The sequence below is a fragment of the Bradyrhizobium sp. Pha-3 genome (genome assembly GCF_042258615.1).
Taxonomy (GTDB): Bacteria; Pseudomonadota; Alphaproteobacteria; order Rhizobiales; family Xanthobacteraceae; genus Bradyrhizobium.
The window spans coordinates 790,260-808,721 of sequence record NZ_CP170152.1 but is presented as its reverse complement, the minus strand read 5'-3'; the positions used below and the strand labels follow the sequence as shown (position 1 = coordinate 808,721).

Below are 18,462 nucleotides of genomic sequence, written 5' to 3'. Positions count from 1 at the left end.
TCATGTCCGTACCGGTTTCCCCCAAGCGTAACGCTTTGCTCGCGGCTGCCCGCGAGCGCATCCTGGTGCTCGACGGCGCCATGGGCACGATGATCCAGGGCCTGCAGTTCGACGAAGCCGCCTTCCGTGGCGCGCGCTTTGCGGACTTCCACCGCGACATCAAGGGCAACAACGATCTCCTGATCCTGACCCAGCCCGAGGCGATCACCGACATCCACGCCGCCTACCTGCGTGCCGGTGCCGACATCGTCGCGACCAACACCTTCTCCTCGACCTCGATCGCGCAGGCCGACTACGACATGTCGGACCTCGCCTATGAGATGAACCTGCAAGGCGCCCGGCTCGCCCGCGCCGCCGCCGAGCGGGTGAGCGCAGAGGACGGCAAGCCGCGCTTCGTCGCCGGCGCGCTCGGCCCGACCAACCGCACCGCATCGATCTCGCCCGACGTCTCCAATCCCGGCTATCGCGCGGTGACCTTCGACGACCTGCGCAAGGCCTACGGCGAACAGGCCAAGGGCCTGCTCGACGGCGGCGCCGACCTGCTGCTGGTCGAGACCATCTTCGACACGCTGAACGCCAAAGCGGCGCTGTATGCGATCGCCGAGATCATCGAGGAGCGCGGCATCGACGTGCCCGTGATGATTTCCGGCACCATCACCGACAAGTCCGGCCGCCTGCTCTCCGGGCAGTTGCCGGAGGCGTTCTGGCATTCGGTGCGGCACGCCAGGCCGATCACGATCGGCTTCAATTGCGCACTGGGCGCCGAGGATCTGCGCGCGCACATCGCCGATATCGGCCGCGTTGCCGACACGCTGGTCTGCGCCTATCCGAATGCCGGCCTGCCCAACGAGTTCGGCCAGTATGACGAGACGCCGGACTACATGGCGCGGCTGATCGGCGAGTTCGCAGCCGCCGGCCTCGTCAACATCGTCGGCGGCTGCTGCGGCACCACGCCCGACCATATCGCCGCGATCGCCAGGGCCGTCGCCCCGCACAAGCCGCGCGTGGTGCCCGAGATCGAACCGCGGCTCAAGCTCTCCGGCCTCGAGCCTTTCACGCTGACCGACGCCATTCCCTTCGTGAACGTCGGCGAACGCACCAACGTCACGGGTTCGGCGCGCTTCCGCAAGCTGATCACCGCGGGCGACTACACCGCAGCACTTCAGGTCGCACGCGACCAGGTCGAGAACGGCGCCCAGGTCATCGACGTCAACATGGACGAGGGCCTGCTCGACTCCGAAGCGGCGATGGTGACGTTCCTCAACCTCGTCGCCGCCGAGCCCGACATCGCGCGGGTGCCCGTGATGGTCGACTCCTCGAAATTCCACGTCATCGAGGCCGGCCTGAAATGCATCCAGGGCAAGCCGATCGTGAACTCGATCTCGATGAAGGAAGGCGAGGACAAGTTCCTGCACGAGGCGACGGTCGCCAAGCGCCACGGCGCCGCCGTGGTGGTGATGGCGTTCGACGAGACCGGCCAGGCCGATACGTTCGCGCGCAAGACCGAGATCTGCAAGCGCGCCTACGACTTGCTGGTCAACCGGCTCGACTTTCCGCCCGAGGACATCATCTTCGATCCGAACATCTTCGCGATCGCGACCGGCCTCGAGGAGCACAACAATTACGGCGTCGACTTCATCGAGGCGACACGCTGGATCCGCCAGAACCTGCCCGGCGCCCATATCTCCGGCGGCGTCTCCAACCTCTCGTTCTCGTTCCGCGGCAACGAGCCGGTGCGCGAGGCGATGCACTCGGTGTTCCTGTATCACGCCATCCATGCCGGCATGGACATGGGCATCGTCAATGCCGGGCAGATGATCGTCTATGACGACATCGACCCCGAGCTGCGCCAGACCTGCGAGGACGTGATCCTCAACCGCGATCCGGGCGCGTCCGAGCGGCTGCTGGCGCTTGCCGAGAAATTCCGCGGCAAGGAGAAGCAGACCAAGGAGCAGGATCTCGCCTGGCGCGAATGGCCGGTCGAGAAGCGGCTGTCGCACGCCCTGGTGCACGGCATCACCGAGTTCATCGAGGCCGACACCGAGGCCGCGCGCCAGAACGCCACCCGTCCGCTCGACGTCATCGAGGGGCCGCTGATGGCCGGCATGAACGTGGTCGGCGATCTGTTCGGCGACGGCAAGATGTTCCTGCCGCAGGTCGTGAAGTCGGCCCGCGTGATGAAGCAGGCGGTCGCCTATCTGATGCCGTTCATGGAGGAGGAGAAGGCGCGCAACCTCGCCAACGGCATCACCGGCGGCCGCAACGCCGCGGGCAAGATCGTGCTCGCGACGGTGAAGGGCGACGTCCACGACATCGGCAAGAACATCGTCGGCATCGTGCTCCAGTGCAACAATTTCGAGGTCATCGACCTCGGTGTCATGGTGCCTGCCAACAAGATCATCGAGACCGCGAAGGCCGAGGGCGCCGACATCATCGGCCTGTCCGGCCTGATCACGCCCTCGCTCGACGAGATGAGCTTCCTCGCCGGCGAGCTGGAACGGCAGGGCATGAACGTGCCGCTTTTGATCGGCGGCGCGACCACGAGCCGGGTGCATACCGCCGTCAAGATCGACCCGAACTATCCGGGCGGCCCGGTCGTGCATGTCAACGACGCGAGCCGCGCCGTCGGCGTCGCCTCCTCGCTGCTGTCGGCCGAGAAGAAGCAGGCCTATGCCGCCGAGGTGCGCGCCGAATACGCAAAAATCTCGACGGCGCATTTCCGCGCCCAGGCCGACAAGAAGCGGCTGAAGCTGAACGACGCCCGCGCCAACAAGGTCGCGATCGACTTTGCGGCAGTGCCACCGAAGAAGCCGGCCTTCTTCGGGCTGAAGAGCTTCGACGCCTACGACCTCGCCGAGCTCGCGGATTACATCGACTGGACACCGTTCTTCCAGACCTGGGAGCTGACCGGCCGCTTCCCGGCGATCCTCGACGATCCCAAGGTCGGAGAAGTCGCCCGCTCGCTCTATGCCGACGCGCGCAAGATGCTCGACACGATCATCCAGGAGAGGTGGTTCACTGCACGGGCCACCATCGGCTTCTGGCCGGCGAACGCGGTCGGTGACGACATCGAGGTCTATGCCGACGAGACGCGGAAGCAGAAGATCGCGACCTTCCACACGCTGCGCCAGCAGCTTGAGAAGCGCGAGGGCCGCTTCAACGCCGCGCTGTCCGACTTCGTCGCGCCTGTCGCAACCGGCGTGCCCGACTATATCGGCGGCTTCGTGGTCACGGCGGGGATCGGCGAGGATGCGGTCGCCGACCGCTTCAAGAATGCCAATGACGACTACTCCTCGATCCTCTGCAAGGCGCTGGCCGATCGTCTGGCTGAGGCCTTTGCCGAGCGCATGCACCAGCGCGTGCGCAAGGAGTTCTGGGCCTATGCGCCCGACGAGACGTTCGTGGCGGACGAATTGATCCTGGAGAAATACGACGGCATCCGCCCCGCGCCCGGCTATCCGGCGCAGCCGGATCACACCGAGAAGCGGACGCTGTTCGCGCTGCTCGATGCCGAGAACACGTCCGGCGTGAAGCTGACCGAGAGCTACGCGATGTGGCCGGGCTCCTCGGTCTCGGGCCTTTATTTCTCGCATCCCGAAAGCTTCTATTTCGGCGTCGGCAAGATCGAGCGCGACCAGGTCGAGGACTATGCCGCGCGCAAGGCCATGACGGTCGCCGAGGTCGAGCGCTGGCTCGCGCCGGTGTTGAACTACATCCCCTCGCAGGACGGCGCCAAGGGATCGGCGATCGCGCCGGCCGCGACACCCGCCAATGACGAGGAACTGGCCTCGCATCCGCAGGGCTGCACCTGCGCGGTGCACCTCGCCTGGCGGAAGAAGAAGGTGGGTGCGGGGTAGCTCTTTCACCCTCCCCTGGAGGGCAGGGGAGGGTGAAGCGCCCGTAGCCCGGATGCAGCGAAGCGCAATCCGGGATAGACTGCGACGGAACGATCGGTCCCGGACTTCGCTTGCGCTTGATCCGGGCTACGGCCGCAATCGTCTGGCGCAGTGAGAATTTCCCCATGCAATTCTTCTCCTTCTGGCGATCGCTGGCGAGCTTTCGGGTACGGATTGCGCTCAATCTGAAGGGCGTTCCGGCGGAGGTCGTATTCGTCGACATCGATGCGGACGCGCATCGCGCCGATGCCTACCGCAAGATCAATCCGCAGATGGCGCTGCCGGCGCTGGTGACCGACGACGGCACGGTGCTGTTCCAGTCGCTCGCGATCATCGACTATCTCGACGAGACCTACCCGAGCCCGCCGCTGCTGCCACCGGATGCGCTCGGCCGCGCCCGGGTGCGCGGGCTTGCGCTGATCGTCGCCTGCGAGGGCCATCCGTTGCTGACGCCGCGGGTGCGCCGCTATCTCGACCGCGAGCTTGACCTGCGCGACAGCCAGCAGAACGCCTGGCGGCGGCACTGGACGATCGAGACGCTGGCGGCGCTCGAGGGCCACCTCGCCGGCCACAAGGCCACCGGCCAGTTCTGTCACGGCGATGCGCCCTCCCTCGCCGATATCTGCCTGGTCGGCCATGTCACCGCGGCGCTCAACCAGCAGATCAGCCTGTCGCCCTGGCCGACCGTGAAGCGCATCCACGACACCGCGATGGCGCTGCCGGCGTTCGCCAAGGCGCATCCCTCCGCGCAGCCGGATACGCCGGAGGGGATGCGGGCGAAGGCAACGTAAGGAATCTCCGTATCCTCGTCCTGGCGAAAGCCAGGACCAAAGCCACCGAATTTGATTGTGAACGAGATCGTGACCCCAGCGTCGCACAGCAATTTCCATTTGGGGTAATGGGTCCTGGCTTTCGCCAGGACGACGATGAGGATGGATCGCGATTCAAGTTGCCACACCACGCGGTGTCATCACGCGCACGCGGGTGATCCAGCATTCCAGAGGTGCCGGTGCTTGAGTCGCGATGCCACTGCGCCCTCCAGGCTTCGCCCCGCAATGACGATGGATGGAGTTGCGCGATATCTGCGCTATCGTCCAGCATCGCTCTCCATGTTCCGACGAATGCGATCGCTGACCGTCCGCGCGATCTCCGCCGGCGCTTCGTCGGGAATCGCAAAGCACGAGCTCGCGTTGATCTCGCAGAGCACATAGGTATCGGCGCCATCAGCATCGCGCGGACCGTAGAGGAAGTCCGCATCCCAGATCACCGGCAACGACGCTTCATCGATCGTCAGCGTCGCCATCAACCCTGGAATCCATTCGTCCTCCATCAGCCGCCGCAGCCTCTGGAATTGTGCGGCGTCAGGACCGTGCATGATGCGCGGTCCGGGCTGAGCTTGCGGTGAATCCGGCCCTTCCGCCGGCGGCGGGATCAAGGCCTTGATCAGCTGGTGTCCGAAACCCGCGACCTTCGATCCGCTGACATAGCAACGGATCATGCCCTCGGGCAGCCGCGGCTGGAATGCCTGATCGATGACGCAGCCGCCCCAACCGAAATACGGCTCGCAGCGCGCCATGAAAGCGTCCAGCGGCAGCTCCTCGGGCCGGCTGCCGCGCAGTGCGTGAAGCACGCGGACGGTCGCGTCCGGATTCGGCAAGGCGTCCACCTTCCAGACGCCCTGCCCGCCATTGCCACGGTTCTGCTTGAGCACGCGCGGCCCGGCCGCGCGAAGGCGCGACGGGAATTCGGCGCGGAAGGCGTCCGCGGTGGCGTATCGATGCGTGTCGGCGCCCCAGCCCAGATGACGCGTGCGATAAAGCACCTCCTTGACGCCCATCTTGAGGATGATTTCCGGATGTGCGCTGACCCACCGGCGCATCGTCGCGACCTCGCACAGCAGCGGATCGAGCGCCACGCGTGTCCTGCCCTGATGGATCGGATCGACCCAGACGAGAACGCCGTCCATGGTCAGCAATTGGTCGCGGACGATGTCGGCGAAGGTCTCGTCATAGACGACAGGAAAAGCGTCGATGCCGGAAGCGGCAAGCGCTTCGAAGACGCGAACGAAACGGCTGTTCTGCGGCGTCGCCTCCCGGCGCGACGCGGCATCGCCACGCCACAGGATGGCGATTTTGGAACGACGAGCGGCTTCGGAACGAGGAAGAGTGTGCTGATCGGTGTCCATAACAAGCTCCACGACGTGAGTGTCGCGCAGAGCTTGGACCGAAGTCTCACGGGGAGTCTGCCTTGCCCCCGTAGGGACAAGTCTAGACGACTTCGCGCAGGTTTCAAGATGGACGCAGGATCATATCATGATCCGGGATCACGCCGTGATCCCGTGCAACCCCAGCCAGCCCGTGTAGAGGCCGACGAGCACGATCAGTGCGGCCGACACGTAGGGCGCGCGTTGGGCGAAGCGGCTGAAGCCACCCCAATGGCGCTCGACATGACGCAGACTGAGCGCCGCCGCGACACCGACCGAGACCATGGTGATCGCAAGCCCGATGCCGAAGCAGAGCACCAGCACGAAGCCGAGGCTGAACTGCTTGAGCTGAAGGCAGAGCAGCAGCACGGTGATCGCCGCCGGACACGGAATGAGCCCGCCGGTCAGGCCGAACAGAATGATCTGCCACGTCGTGACGGTCCGCCCGGCAAAGCGCTTGCGGATGTCGGCGGCATGCGCACGCGCATGCGCATCGTCGGCGTTGCCGAGGTCCATATGCGCGTGGTCATGCTCCTCGAACAGGACTTCCGCAACGTCCGCGCGCACCACCACGCGCGCCTTGAAGGCATGCGGCTCCGGAATTTCATCGATGCTTTCCAGATAGCCGTCCCGCGCGGTGAAGCGGAACTGCTGCTCGGTGCCGTCGGGGCGGATCGTCACGACATCGACTTCGCCGGCCGCCGGAAGCGCCCCGGCCTCACTGCGCAACCGCCAGCGCGGCGGCACGCCGTCCTCGAAGACTTCGAGCGACAGCGAAAGCCCGGCCAGGGTCAATTGCCGAGTTTCGTCGTGATGATGGTGGTCATGATCGTGATCGTGATCGGAATTCTGCTCGCGCCAGGTGCGCCAGGCCATCCAGGCCGCGATCGAAATGATGATCGCCGCCGAGGCCAGTTGCAGCCAGGCTTCGCTGCGTTCGCCGGACCATTGCTGGCCGAAATGCAGCCCTGCCAGCGCGATGATCCAGACGATGGCCGTGTGCGAGATCGTCGCCGACAGGCCGAGCAGCACCGCCTGCAGCACCGTGCCGCGGATCGCGACGATGAAGGCCGCCATCATCGTCTTGGAGTGGCCGGGCTCGAGACCATGCAGCGCGCCGAGCAGGATCGCACTGGGGATGAACAGCCATGCGTGCGCGCTGCTCTGCTGGAGCAGCTGGGACAGGTCGGTCATGTGCTTCACTTCAAATAGGTACGAACGACGTCGATCAGGTCGGCGGCGCCCTGCGCTCTCTCGGGATCCTTTTCCCGGGCAGGGTCCACCACGTGATGGCGGATGTGATCCTCGAGCAGTTCCGCAGTGAGCCCATTGATGGCGCCGCGAACCGAGGCCACCAGCATCAACACGTCGGCACAGCCGAGCTCGGACTCCAGTGCCCGCTCGACCGCCTCCAGCTGACCCTTGATGCGGCGAACCCGGCCGACGAGCTTGGACTTGTGCTTGATCGTGTGCGACATGTTTATAACATAGGGGGGTACCCTATATTAGTCAACCGGCTTGAGGCCCGGCTGGAGAGGCGCGGGCGTGGCCGCACCCACGCTGGTGGCGTTGCCCGCGCTTTACATTGCGGCGCGAACGGCATTGAATCAGATCAAACCAACAACAAGGCTAACGGGACAAGCAAGGAGGCGCCGCGTGAAAGTCCACATCCTGATGTTGGCTCTCCCGTTCCTGCTTTCGAGCGTGCTGCCGGCCATGTCCAAGAGCAGCATCGGGCACAATGATGGCCCCTGGAATTCCGATCACATCGACAATTTGCCGTCCGAAGTCCGGCAATACATCGCAGGGATTTGCAGAGGACCCGCCAGCGCCCAACACGACTTCGCGACCTATTCGCCACGTGAGAAGCGCTGGCGGATAAACCTCGAATATCTCCGCTGCAACGGCATCGGCGCATTCCGTCGGGGCAACCAGTGCCTGGACGTCGACTTCGTCGAGCAAGGCTCGCGATTTCACGTCGGCGGAAAACAATTCACGGATTGCGGCTTCTAGATCGCAGCGATCCTGACGAGTGTGTGTCTCGCGTGATGTCTTGCGCTGAGGTCGAGACATTGTTCCAAGCCGCGCGGCTGAACTGTTTGTGACAGTGACCAGGACGTTTCGCTTGTGACCGCGGCGCACGCCGGTTGACATCGATCAACACAAGGTCTTAATTCCAGGGCACGGGGATGTGCGATCTCCCCGCGAGGCGACATGCCCAAGAATCGCGTCCTGTTCACCAAGGACGCACCATGTCGTCATACACATCGATCTCATCCGAAAAACTGTCTCGTCTCATCGGCACCGCCAAAGCGCCGACGCTCGTCGACGTTCGCCTCGATGAGGATTTCGCCGCCGATCCGCGCCTGATCCCGGGGGCGATCCGACACTCCCATCTCGACGTCCAGGACTGGGCTCCCCGCCTTCCCGGCCAGTCCGTGGTCGTGATCTGCCAGAAGGGACAGAAGATCAGCGAAGGCACCGCCGCCTGGCTTCGATGCGGCAGCATTGCTGCCGAAGTCCTCGAGGGCGGCCACCTCGCCTGGAAGGCAGCGGAGCTTCCGACGGTTCCTGTCGACAGGATTCCGAAACGCGACGGGCGCGGTCGCACCGTCTGGGTGACGCGATCGCGGCCGAAGATCGATCGCATCGCCTGCCCGTGGCTGATCCGCCGCTTTGTCGATCCCGCGGCGGTGTTCCTGTTCGTCACATCAGCGGAAGTCGAGGCCGTCGCCGAACGCTTCGACGCCACGCCGTTCGATATCGAGAATGTGTTCTGGAGCCATCGCGGCGAGCTCTGCACCTTCGACGTAATGGTCAGGGAGTTCGGCCTGTCGACGCCCGCACTGGAGCGGCTCGCGACAATGGTGCGGGCGGCGGATACCGCGCGGCTCGACCTTTCGCCGGAGGCGCCGGGCCTGCTCGCCGCTTCGCTCGGCCTGTCGCGCATGTTCGACGACGACCTCGAACAATTGAGCGCCGGCATGCTGCTCTACGACGCCTTCTATCGCTGGTGCCGCGACGCGACCAGGGAGACGCACAACTGGCCGACCAGCAAGGTGAAGCCATGACATTGCGATCTTCGTCCTCGTACGGCTAGCGGGCGTGATCTGAGCCGACAGCCGCGCACCTGAAAAAACCTGGGGCAGCGCAATAAGGCCAGGAGAACAACCATGCAGAAGCGAATTCTCTCCCTGATTCTAGCGTTCACGATCGCGAGCATCACCGTGCCCGCCCGTGCCCTGACCCATGACGAGCTGGTCGCGAAACTTCAGGCTGGCAGCGACGCAAATGCAGCTGCGGTCCTAACGCCGGCGGCCCGGACCCTGCGCGGTGTCGTCGATCGTGTCGATGAACGCAACGACACGCTGCTGATACGCCTGGCCGCAGGCAGAACGGAGCCGTTCAAGGTTCAGGACGGCTTGATCTTCAATGCCGTCCGCTTCGGCGATCCCGTCGAAATCTCGGTGCAAACCATCTCGGGATTCCCGACCATCGTCGGGCTCACGAAGCAATAGAGCCGCGATCGCAAGCAATCACCGTTCAACATTGGGAGAAGCCGATGACCATCAACACCGGACGCCGGGACTTCATCACGGCGGCTGGCGTAGCCGCAGCATCTGCAACCGTGCTTGGCGTCAACCAGGCCGCGGCCGAAGCCACCCCGCAGACAGGAGCCAAAGCCATGTCCTATCAGGCAAAGCCGATGCCGTTCGATCCAAAATCGATCAGCGGCATCTCGGAGAAGATACTCGTCAGCCACTACGAGAATAACTACGTCGGCGCCGTGAAGCGGCTCAACGCCATCGGCACGCAGCTTGCCGAACTCGACTTCGCCAAGGCACCGAACTTTGTGATCAACGGCCTGAAGCGCGAGGAGCTGATCGCAGCGAACTCGATGATCCTGCATGAGGTCTATTTCGACGGGCTCGGCGGCGCGGGCAAACCGGGCGGCGCGCTTGCCCAGGCAATCGCGCGCGACTTCGGCGGTATGGAGCGCTGGCGGACCGAATTTGCGGCCATGGGCAAAGCGGAAGGCGGCGGTTCGGGTTGGGTGATTCTCGCCTACTCGCCCCGCGACAAGCGGCTCGTCAACCAATGGGCTGCCGACCACACGACGACACTCGCCGGCGGCCGTCCGGTCCTAGTGCTCGATATGTACGAGCACGCCTATCACATGGACTTCGGGGCCGCGGCGGCCCGCTATGTCGACATCTACATGGAAGCCATCCGCTGGGACAACGCGGCCAGATTGTACGAGCAATATTCGAAAGAGGCTTGAGGAGAGACGCGGGAAATTTCTTTCCAGGGAGATCTTTCAGGAATGACACCAACGCCCTCGCAGCGCAGCCAATTGGCGGAACTGGCACGCTATTTCCTGCGCCTCGGCTTTCTCGGCTTTGGCGGCCCGGTCGCGCTTGTCGGGCAGATGGAGCGGGAACTGGTCGACGGCAAGAAATGGCTGACCAAGGCTGAGATGAAGGAATCGATTGCCATCTGCCAATCGCTTCCGGGACCGCTGGCGATCCAGGTCGGCATCTATGTGTCCTGGCTTCGCGGCGGCTTCTGGGGCGCCTGGGTCGGCGGATGGTGCTTCATCCTTCCCAACTTCGTCATCGTGGCTTCGCTCGGAGCGCTGTACGTCTACCTTGGCGATCTCCAACCGGTCACCGCGATCTTCTACGGCGTCAGTCCAGCGGTGATCGCACTCATCCTTCACTCCTGTTACCGGCTTGCCAAGCTCGGCATGGAGGACTGGCTGCAATGGACGATCGCGGCGGTTTGCCTCGCCGTGACGGTCATCCTCCAGGCCGAGGTCGCCCTGCTGTTCATCGGCGCGGGCATCGTGGGCATTCTCTATTACGGCAAGCCGTTCAAACGCTCGCCTGCGATTCTGCCGGGAATTGCCATCGTGCCGGTGGCCGCCGGTCCGATCGCGCCGGTCGCAAGCGGGTCCACGCTCTCGAAACTGTTGCTGTTCTTCCTCAAAGCCGGCTCGCTGACATTCGGCAGCGGCCTCGTCATCGTGCCGTTCCTCGAGCAGGGGCTCGTGCAGCAATATGGCTGGCTCGACGAGCGGCAATTCCTCATCGCGGTCGCGATCGGCATGATCAGTCCGGGGCCGGTGGTGATCACCGCGACCTTCGTCGGCTACCTCGTGGCCGGATTCTGGGGCTCGCTGGTCTCCACGATCGGCATTTTCCTGCCGTCGTTCCTGCTGGTGCTGATCGTTGCCCCGCTGCTGGCACGACATCGCGGGAATGCCAACGTGCAGGGCTTTGTGAAGGGCGCCTATGCAGCAGCGATCGGCACCATCCTCGGCGCCTGCATCCTGCTCGGCAAGATCGCCATCGGCGACTGGCTGACAGCGCTGATCGGCGTGGTCTCGCTGGCCATCCTGTTCCGCTGGAAGGTGAGCAATCCGCTCTTGATCGCTGCGACGGCGGTCGTCGGCCTGATCGCGTATCCGTGGCTGCAGCCGAGCTGGGTGATGGTTCATTAGCCGGACGCGCGGGCCCCGGCGTCGTCCTTCACGCGGCAGATATCGGCCCGCGGCTGGTTAGGCAGGCAGAACTGAAACACCGCTGCGTTATCGGCGTTGAGAACCCGGCTCCCGCTCTCTAGATCAGGACCTGCCCCACCCGGCCCCGCGACGCTGTCATCCCCACCGAAGAGTTCCGCTTATGCGCCCCCACATCATCTGCCATATGGGCACGTCGATCGACGGCCGGCTTCATCCCAGCCGCTTCACCAAGCCCGCCGCCGGCATCCCGGCCGACGCGCTACGCTCGCACTACGAGAGGATCCATGACGGCTTCAATGCCGATGGATGGATCATCGGCCGCGTCACCATGAACGAGATGGCCAAGGGAACCGAGCGGCAGATCGCCAATCCACCGAGGGTGCCGCGCGAGGCGCATCTCGGCAACCGCGACGGCCGCAAGCTGGCTGTCGGCATCGATCCGTCGGGCCGCGTGCATTTCGGCAAGGACAATGTCGGCGGCGATCACGCCGTGGCGGTGCTCGGCGAGCAGGTCTCTGACAGCCATCTGGCCGAGCTGCGCGAGGACGGCGCGTCCTACATTTTTGCAGGCAGCAAGGGCGACGATCTGGCGAGCGCGATGACGCAGCTCGCAGCGCTGTTCGGCGCCAGGACGCTGCTGCTCGAAGGCGGCGGCGGGATCAATGGCGCGTTCCTCAAGCAGGGACTGATCGACGAGTTCAGCACACTGATCCATCCAGCGGTCGACGGCGTCGCCGGATCGCAGAGCATCGTCGATTATCACGGCCCGGTTGGCGACCGCCCCGGCGCCGGGCAGTCGCTCCGGCTCACCCACTGCGAAACGCTGGAAGGCGGCATGGTCTGGCTGCGCCACGCGGTGGAGCGCGCGCCGGGCTGAGCGATCCCTGAGAGAGGGCCGCATAGCCGCCTCACCTCTCCCGCGTGCGGGAGAGGAAACGCAGCGCTTTGCTCAAGCCGGTGTCAGAACTTGTAGCTCAACGCGGCGCGAGCAACGCTGAACCTGTTCTCGCGGCTGGCATTGTAACGGATCTGGCTCTGCAGCGGATCCGTGCCCTGGAATGTCGCCGTAGCGCCGCTGCTACCGAGATCGACATAGAGATATTCGCCGCGCAGCGTCCAGTTATTGGTGAAGGCATATTCGAGGCCGCCGCCGGCGGTCCAACCGACGCGGACGTCGGAGTTGTCGCCAAGCCAGAGCCGCGAGAGGCCCGTGGAGAAGGCCGCCGAATTGGCGATGTGGGTCTTCACTTCGCCATAGGCCAGACCACCTGTCGCGTAGATCAGCAGACGTTCGGCCGGCACGAAGCCGATGCGCCCCCGCACGGTGCCGAACCAGTCGATCTTGCTGGTGTTGGCAATGTTGAAATTTCCCGTCACGCCACCAGGGAAAGCGGCGGTGGTGCTTCCACCTCTGGAGGACTTCAGGTCGACGTAGTTGAAATCGGCTTCCACTCCGAGGACGACCCTGTCGATCTGATAATTGTATCCGAGCAGTCCACCAGCGGTCACACCGGCCTGGTTGCTGTTCGAAACGGGCACACGGACGATGTTGCCGGGGGGCACGAGCGAAGCGACATTGCTGCTTGTCGCGATATCCCCACCATCATACCAGCCACCGCCGACATTCACGCCGGCGTAGAATCCGGACCAGTTGAACGCGGGAGCCACCAATGGCGGAGCCTTGGTCCAACTGCGCTCCGGCAGGTCAGCGGCTGACGCCGCGTTCGCAAATTGCGTAATCAAAAGCAGGCAAGTCCCAACGATTGCAATACGACGCACTTCCATTCCCCTTGCGGTTGCTGCAGGCCAGCGATACACGTCTCTGCGATGGAAGGAAGGAATGCGACAGCGTGTCTCATTCGAATTTTTCTCTTTTCTGTGATCTGTGGCCAAGTTGCAACTGACCGCGCTCACAACCTGTTGACTGGACCGGCCAGGATCAATCGGCGCCGAACCGGTAGCCGCTCCTGCACGCCGCGACGAAGAACGCGACGCCGCGCGCGACGTGCTCATCGATCTCCGGATCGAGCGCCTTGAGGTCGACTTCGTACAGAGCCCGGTGCAGCATCGGCACCGCGATGATGTCGAGGAACAGGCGTGCCGTGGTCGGCAGGTGCTCCGGCGCGAAGGCCGGCAGCTTGCCTAGCTCGTCGGATTGCGTCAGGTCGCGCAGCAGGTGAACGCCGAGCTCGGTGGCGAGCGCGCGCGCCCTGCGGTTGACGGTGGCGGCAAGATCCGGGAAGCGATGCGCCTCCGCGATGGCAAGCCGCATCAGGCCGATCCGGTCGGCGTCGAGGCCCCAGTGCAGCAGGGTCGAGGCGACGCTGGTGAGGCGCTCCTCCACCGTCGCGCCGAGCGGCGCGTCCGCCTTGAACTCCGCGATGCGTGCCAGGATGTCCCGCGTCACCACCTCGGTGAACAGCGCCCGCTTGTCGCGGAAGCGCGCATAGATGGTGCGTTTGCCGGAGCGCGCGGCTTCCGCGATCTCGTCGATGCTGGCACCTTCGAACCCGCGCTCAAGGAACACCTTGCGTGCGGCATCGAGGATGCGCGCATCGACCTCGCCGGCCAATTCCTTCGGCGGCCGGCCGGCGCGCACCTCGACCGGCCTGGTCGTCGCCCTGGTCTTGGGCGCCCGCGGCATCTTCAGGGTACTGGTGGTCATCAGCCTTCCCCGGGTTCCATCGGCCGGTCCTGCCGGCAACATCATGCAAGATAACCCTATCACATCTAGTTGTAAATAGAACGGTACAGTTCCGTTTCTATTGACGCTGCGCTGCCGCGAGACTATTTGTCGCACAGAACGGAACGGTATCGTTCCCTTTTGCGAAGGCCTTGCAGACCTCGCCCGACAGCAGGAGCAGCCATCATGTTCGAAGACACTGTTTTGGAGCGCGACCAAGGAGAGCACGAGAGCATCGAGGGTTCACCCTCGGCGCCGGCTTCCCACGAGCCCAACGTCACATCCGAACGGCCGGCGGTCACCGCGCGGGCTCCGGCGCAGGAGCGCCCCGCAAGCAAAGAGCCCGCGCCGCCGGAAACCGTCCAGCCGGAAGTCGCCCCGCAGCGGCGCGGCTTCCTGCGCCGCCGTCCGGTGGTCTCCGCGATCGGCGCCGTGCTGCTCGCCGCCACGCTCGGCGGCGGCACCCTCTACATGGACTATGCCGGGCATTTCGAATCCACCGACGACGCCTTCATCGCGGCGCGGCAGTTCGCGCTCGCGCCGAAAGTCTCCGGCTACATCACTGCCGTTCCGGTGACCGACAACCAGCACATCGCCGCCGGTGACGTGATTGCGCGGATCGACGACCGCGACTATCGCGTCGCGCTGGCGCAGGCCGAGGCGCAGGTCGCCGCCGCGCAGGCCAGCATCCAGAATGTCGACGCGCAGCTCGACGTGCAGCAGGCGCAGATAGCAGCCAACCAGGCCCAGGTGGACCAGGCCCAGGCGGCGCTGACCTTCGCCCAGCAGCAGGCGACGCGCTACCAGCATCTGGAGCAGACCGGCTACGGCACGGTGCAGAATTCCGAGCAATATACCTCGCAACTACATCAGCAGCAGTCGGCGGTTCTGAGCGCGCAAGCAACGCTCAACCTGGCGCAGCGCCAGGTGGAATCGCTGAAGGCGCAGCGCAAGAGCGCGGTCGCGAACCTCGCCCAGGCCGAGGCGCAGCGCGACCAGGCAGAACTCAATCTCTCCTATACGACGGTCACCGCCGCCCAGCCGGGCCGCGTCGTCAACCTCTCGGCTGCCGTCGGCCAGTACGTGCAGGCCGGTACCAACCTGACGATGTTCGTGCCCGACGAGACCTGGGTCACTGCGAACTTCAAGGAGATCCAGCTCGACCAGATGCGGCCGGGCGAGAAGGTGACGCTGAGGATCGATGCCTATCCCGGACGTGCGATCCAGGGCCATGTCGCGAGCGTGCAGCCGGGATCGGGCACCGCGTTCTCGCTACTGCCGGCGCAGAACGCCACCGGCAACTACGTCAAGATCGTGCAGCGCGTGCCGGTGAAGATCGTGATGGACAACCCGCCGACCGACGTCGCGCTCGGCCCGGGCATGTCTGTCGTCCCGACGGTGCGGATCAATCCCGCGCCATCGCTGCTCGAGCGTCTTGAGAAGTTGAATTTTGGGAGGCTGTAATGAGCGCGGCCGCAATCGACGCCAAAGGCTTCCCGGCTCCGAGCGTTGCCGTCAATCCCTGGCTGATCGCCATCGTGGTTGCGCTCGCGAGCTTCATGGAGGTGCTCGACACCACCATCGCCAACGTCGCGCTGCCCTATATCGCGGGCGGCATGGGCGTGAGCGAGGACGAAGCCTCCTGGGTGGTCACGACCTATCTGGTGTCCAACGCCATCATCCTGACCGCCTCCGGCTTTCTCGCAAGAATGCTGGGCCGCAAGACCTTCTTCCTGATCTGCCTCGGCATCTTCACGGTGAGCTCAGTGCTGTGCGGCTTCGCGCCCAATCTGAATGCGCTGCTGCTGTTCCGCATCCTGCAGGGTCTCGGCGGCGGCGGCATGGTTCCGGTGGCGCAGTCGATCCTCGCCGACGCGTTCCCGCCGGCCAAGCGCGGCCAGGCGTTTGCGGTGTTCGGCATCGCCGTGGTGGTGGCGCCGGTGGTCGGGCCGACACTCGGCGGCTGGCTGTCCGACAATCTGTCCTGGCACTGGTGCTTCCTGATCAACGCCCCGGTCGGCGTGTTCGCGATCGCGCTGATCGCAGCGGTGTTGCAGGAGCCCGCCAAGGCCAAGGGAGCGCAGAAGGGCGCGCAGCCGGACAATACGTTTGACTTCATCGGCTTCGCGCTGGTCGCAACCTTCCTCGGCGCGCTCGAGGTGACGCTCGACCGCGGCCTCGAGGACGATTGGTTCGGCTCGCCCTTCATCGTCACCTTTGCGGCGATCAGCGCCGCGGCGTTCGTGCTGATGATCCCGTGGGAGATGACCCGCCGCAGTCCGATGATCGACCTCAGAATGGTCGCGACCCGGCAGTTCGGCGCCTGCTTCCTGGTGATGCTGGCGACCGGCGCCATCCTGCTCGCGACCACCCAGTTCCTGCCGCAACTGGTGCAGCAGGATTTCGGCTACACCGCGACCTGGGCCGGCCTCGTGCTCTCGCCTGGCGGCGTGGTCACCATGGTGATGATGTTCGCGGTCGGCCGGCTCGCCGCCAAGGTGCAGCCGAAATACCTGATCGTCGCCGGCGCGCTGGTGATCGCCGCCTCGATGTACAGCATGACCAACGTGTATGGCGATCTCGGCTTCTGGTTCATGGCGCGCTCGCGCATGTTGATCGGCGTCGGCCTGCCCTTGATCTTCGTGCCGATCATGGCGGCGTCTTATGACGGCATTCCGCCCGACAAGACCGACCAGGCCTCCGCGTTGATCAACGCGGCGCGCAACACCGGCGGCTCGATCGGCGTCTCGATCGTCTCCAACGTGCTGACCCATCGCCAGCAGTTCCACCAGAGCCGGCTGGTGGAGCAGGTGACGCCGTCAAGCCCGCAATACCAGGACACGCTGCATCAGGTCACCGACTTCTTCGTCGCCCAGGGCAACTCGCTGGCCCAGGCGCACCAGCAGGCGATCCAGTGGATCGGGCAGCAGGTGCAGACCCAGGCCTCTTTCCTGTCCTACATGGACGCGTTCTGGGTCCTGATGCTGATCGCGCTCTCGGCGATCCCGCTGGCGCTGACCTTGCGCAAGGTCAAGCTCGGCGGCCCCGCCCCTGTCGGCCATTGACGAGCTGTAGAGGTCAACTCGATACGCCCGCGCCACGGACCGGCGCGGGCGCATTCATTCGGGACCGCCTCGACGCCGATCAAATGCCGCGCGTGGCGGCGATGATCGTGTCTCTCAACCAGCGATGCGCCGGCAGATCGTCAAAGCGGCGGTGCCAGCTCATGACGCTCTGCAGCTTCGATGCATCGAACGGCAGCTCCCGCATCTCGATCGGATAGGCGCGGCGGAATTCGAGCGCGAGCTTGCGCCCGAGGATCGCGACCATGTTCGATTGCACCAGGACCGCGCCGGCGGACAGATAGGGGACATCGGTCGCAATGGTGCGGCTCGCCTTGCGTGCTCGCAGCCAGGCGTCGATGAAATCCAGATTTTCGCCGCTGGAGGTGATCACAAGGTGCGGCAGCTCGACCAGCGTCTCGCCGGTCAGCTTCTTGCGCAAGGCCGGATGACCGGCCCTGAGCACCGCGACGAAGCGGTCCTCGATCAACCGGCAGGAGGCGAAGCGCTCGCCCTCCATCGCGCGGGCGGAGATCGCAAGATCGAGCTCGCCGCGATCGAGCCTGTCGGGGAGATTCAACGTCCCGCTCGGCACCAGCGTGAGCCGCACCTTGGGCGCCTGCGCGCGCACCGCCGCGATGATCGAGCCGGCGGCGACCACGGCGGCATAATTGTTGACGGCAATGGTGAAGTGCCGTTCCGCCTGCGTCGGATCGAAACGATCACCCTCGACCGCGAGTTGCAACTCGTTGAGCGCCTTGCGGACCGGCAGCGCCAGCGCTTCCGCCCGCGGCGTCGGCAGCATGCCGGTCGGCGTGCGGACGAACAGCCTGTCTTTCAGCGCATGACGGAGCCGGTTCAGTGCATGGCTCACGGCGGGCTGGCTGATGGCAAGCGCGCCGGCCGCGCGCACCACGCTGCGCTCGCGCATGACGGCGTCGAACACCAGCAGGAGATTGAGATCGAGATTGCGCATCCGCATGCCGTCATCATGCACGTTATGAATTAGCGGATAAAGACAATTCATTTGTATAATATCGTGCCAAGGCCCAGCTTCCGGGCATGTCCGAAAGCCCGCACAGCGCAATCGCAGC

16 protein-coding genes are annotated in these 18,462 nt (G+C 64.9%); 10 read left to right on the top strand and 6 right to left on the bottom strand.

The features are described 5' to 3' along the window. The first annotated feature begins 2 nt into the window (after positions 1–2). Complete coding sequence (gene metH / locus ACE10Z_RS03765) at positions 3–3,857, top strand: methionine synthase (protein WP_375786738.1); 3,855 nt, start codon at positions 3–5, stop codon at positions 3,855–3,857. Positions 3,858–4,021: 164 nt separating this feature from the next. Next, a complete protein-coding gene (maiA, locus tag ACE10Z_RS03760) occupies positions 4,022–4,687 on the top strand; it encodes a maleylacetoacetate isomerase (protein ID WP_375786737.1) in 666 nt (221 codons plus the stop codon). 296 nt (positions 4,688–4,983) lie between these two features. Here the strand turns inward: maiA and ACE10Z_RS03755 are convergent, their stop codons facing one another. The 3 genes from ACE10Z_RS03755 to ACE10Z_RS03745 form a co-directional block, all read right to left on the bottom strand. Continuing rightward, positions 4,984–6,081, bottom strand: coding sequence for a Cj0069 family protein (locus ACE10Z_RS03755; RefSeq protein WP_375786736.1), 1,098 nt, complete (start codon positions 6,079–6,081; stop codon positions 4,984–4,986). A gap of 138 nt (positions 6,082–6,219) precedes the next feature. Beyond that, a complete protein-coding gene (locus tag ACE10Z_RS03750) occupies positions 6,220–7,293 on the bottom strand; it encodes a nickel/cobalt efflux transporter (protein WP_375786735.1) in 1,074 nt (357 codons plus the stop codon). Between the two features lie 5 nt (positions 7,294–7,298). Next, positions 7,299–7,577, bottom strand: coding sequence for a metal/formaldehyde-sensitive transcriptional repressor (locus ACE10Z_RS03745; RefSeq protein ID WP_050406339.1), 279 nt, complete (start codon positions 7,575–7,577; stop codon positions 7,299–7,301). Positions 7,578–7,644: 67 nt separating this feature from the next. Here ACE10Z_RS03745 and ACE10Z_RS03740 point away from each other — a divergent pair, with 67 nt between their 5' ends. The 6 genes from ACE10Z_RS03740 to ACE10Z_RS03715 all read left to right on the top strand — a co-directional run bounded on the left by ACE10Z_RS03740 (position 7,645) and on the right by ACE10Z_RS03715 (position 12,500). Beyond that, positions 7,645–8,112: a hypothetical protein gene (locus tag ACE10Z_RS03740; RefSeq protein WP_375786734.1), complete on the top strand. Its 468-nt coding sequence runs from the start codon at positions 7,645–7,647 to the stop codon at positions 8,110–8,112. 239 nt (positions 8,113–8,351) lie between these two features. After that, on the top strand, positions 8,352–9,170 hold the full coding sequence (locus ACE10Z_RS03735) for a chromate resistance protein ChrB domain-containing protein (RefSeq protein WP_375786733.1): 819 nt from the start codon (positions 8,352–8,354) through the stop codon (positions 9,168–9,170). Positions 9,171–9,272: 102 nt separating this feature from the next. Continuing rightward, positions 9,273–9,617, top strand: coding sequence for a hypothetical protein (locus ACE10Z_RS03730; protein WP_375786732.1), 345 nt, complete (start codon positions 9,273–9,275; stop codon positions 9,615–9,617). A gap of 167 nt (positions 9,618–9,784) precedes the next feature. Further along, complete coding sequence (locus tag ACE10Z_RS03725) at positions 9,785–10,381, top strand: superoxide dismutase (RefSeq protein WP_375790095.1); 597 nt, start codon at positions 9,785–9,787, stop codon at positions 10,379–10,381. A gap of 42 nt (positions 10,382–10,423) precedes the next feature. Continuing rightward, positions 10,424–11,602 (top strand): chromate efflux transporter, encoded by a 1,179-nt coding sequence (chrA, locus tag ACE10Z_RS03720; RefSeq protein ID WP_375786731.1) that lies wholly within the window; start codon positions 10,424–10,426, stop codon positions 11,600–11,602. 181 nt (positions 11,603–11,783) lie between these two features. Then, complete coding sequence (locus tag ACE10Z_RS03715) at positions 11,784–12,500, top strand: dihydrofolate reductase family protein (RefSeq protein ID WP_375786730.1); 717 nt, start codon at positions 11,784–11,786, stop codon at positions 12,498–12,500. Positions 12,501–12,583: 83 nt separating this feature from the next. Here the strand turns inward: ACE10Z_RS03715 and ACE10Z_RS03710 are convergent, their stop codons facing one another. Together ACE10Z_RS03710 and ACE10Z_RS03705 are read right to left on the bottom strand one after the other, a co-directional pair. After that, complete coding sequence (locus tag ACE10Z_RS03710) at positions 12,584–13,516, bottom strand: outer membrane protein (RefSeq protein WP_375786729.1); 933 nt, start codon at positions 13,514–13,516, stop codon at positions 12,584–12,586. A gap of 46 nt (positions 13,517–13,562) precedes the next feature. Beyond that, positions 13,563–14,288, bottom strand: coding sequence for a TetR/AcrR family transcriptional regulator (locus tag ACE10Z_RS03705; RefSeq protein ID WP_375786728.1), 726 nt, complete (start codon positions 14,286–14,288; stop codon positions 13,563–13,565). Positions 14,289–14,492: 204 nt separating this feature from the next. Here ACE10Z_RS03705 and ACE10Z_RS03700 point away from each other — a divergent pair, with 204 nt between their 5' ends. Next, positions 14,493–15,770 carry an HlyD family secretion protein gene (locus tag ACE10Z_RS03700; RefSeq protein WP_375786727.1) on the top strand — a complete coding sequence of 426 codons (1,278 nt, stop codon included), beginning with the start codon at positions 14,493–14,495 and terminating at the stop codon, positions 15,768–15,770. Further along, positions 15,770–17,371, top strand: a complete 1,602-nt coding sequence (locus ACE10Z_RS03695) for a DHA2 family efflux MFS transporter permease subunit (protein WP_375786726.1) — start codon at positions 15,770–15,772, stop codon at positions 17,369–17,371. The genes ACE10Z_RS03700 and ACE10Z_RS03695 overlap by 1 nt, the downstream gene beginning before the upstream one ends. A gap of 79 nt (positions 17,372–17,450) precedes the next feature. On the opposite strand, the gene ACE10Z_RS03690 is transcribed toward ACE10Z_RS03695, so the two are convergent. Further along, positions 17,451–18,350 (bottom strand): LysR family transcriptional regulator, encoded by a 900-nt coding sequence (locus ACE10Z_RS03690; RefSeq protein ID WP_375786725.1) that lies wholly within the window; start codon positions 18,348–18,350, stop codon positions 17,451–17,453. Between the last annotated feature and the right edge of the window lie 112 nt (positions 18,351–18,462).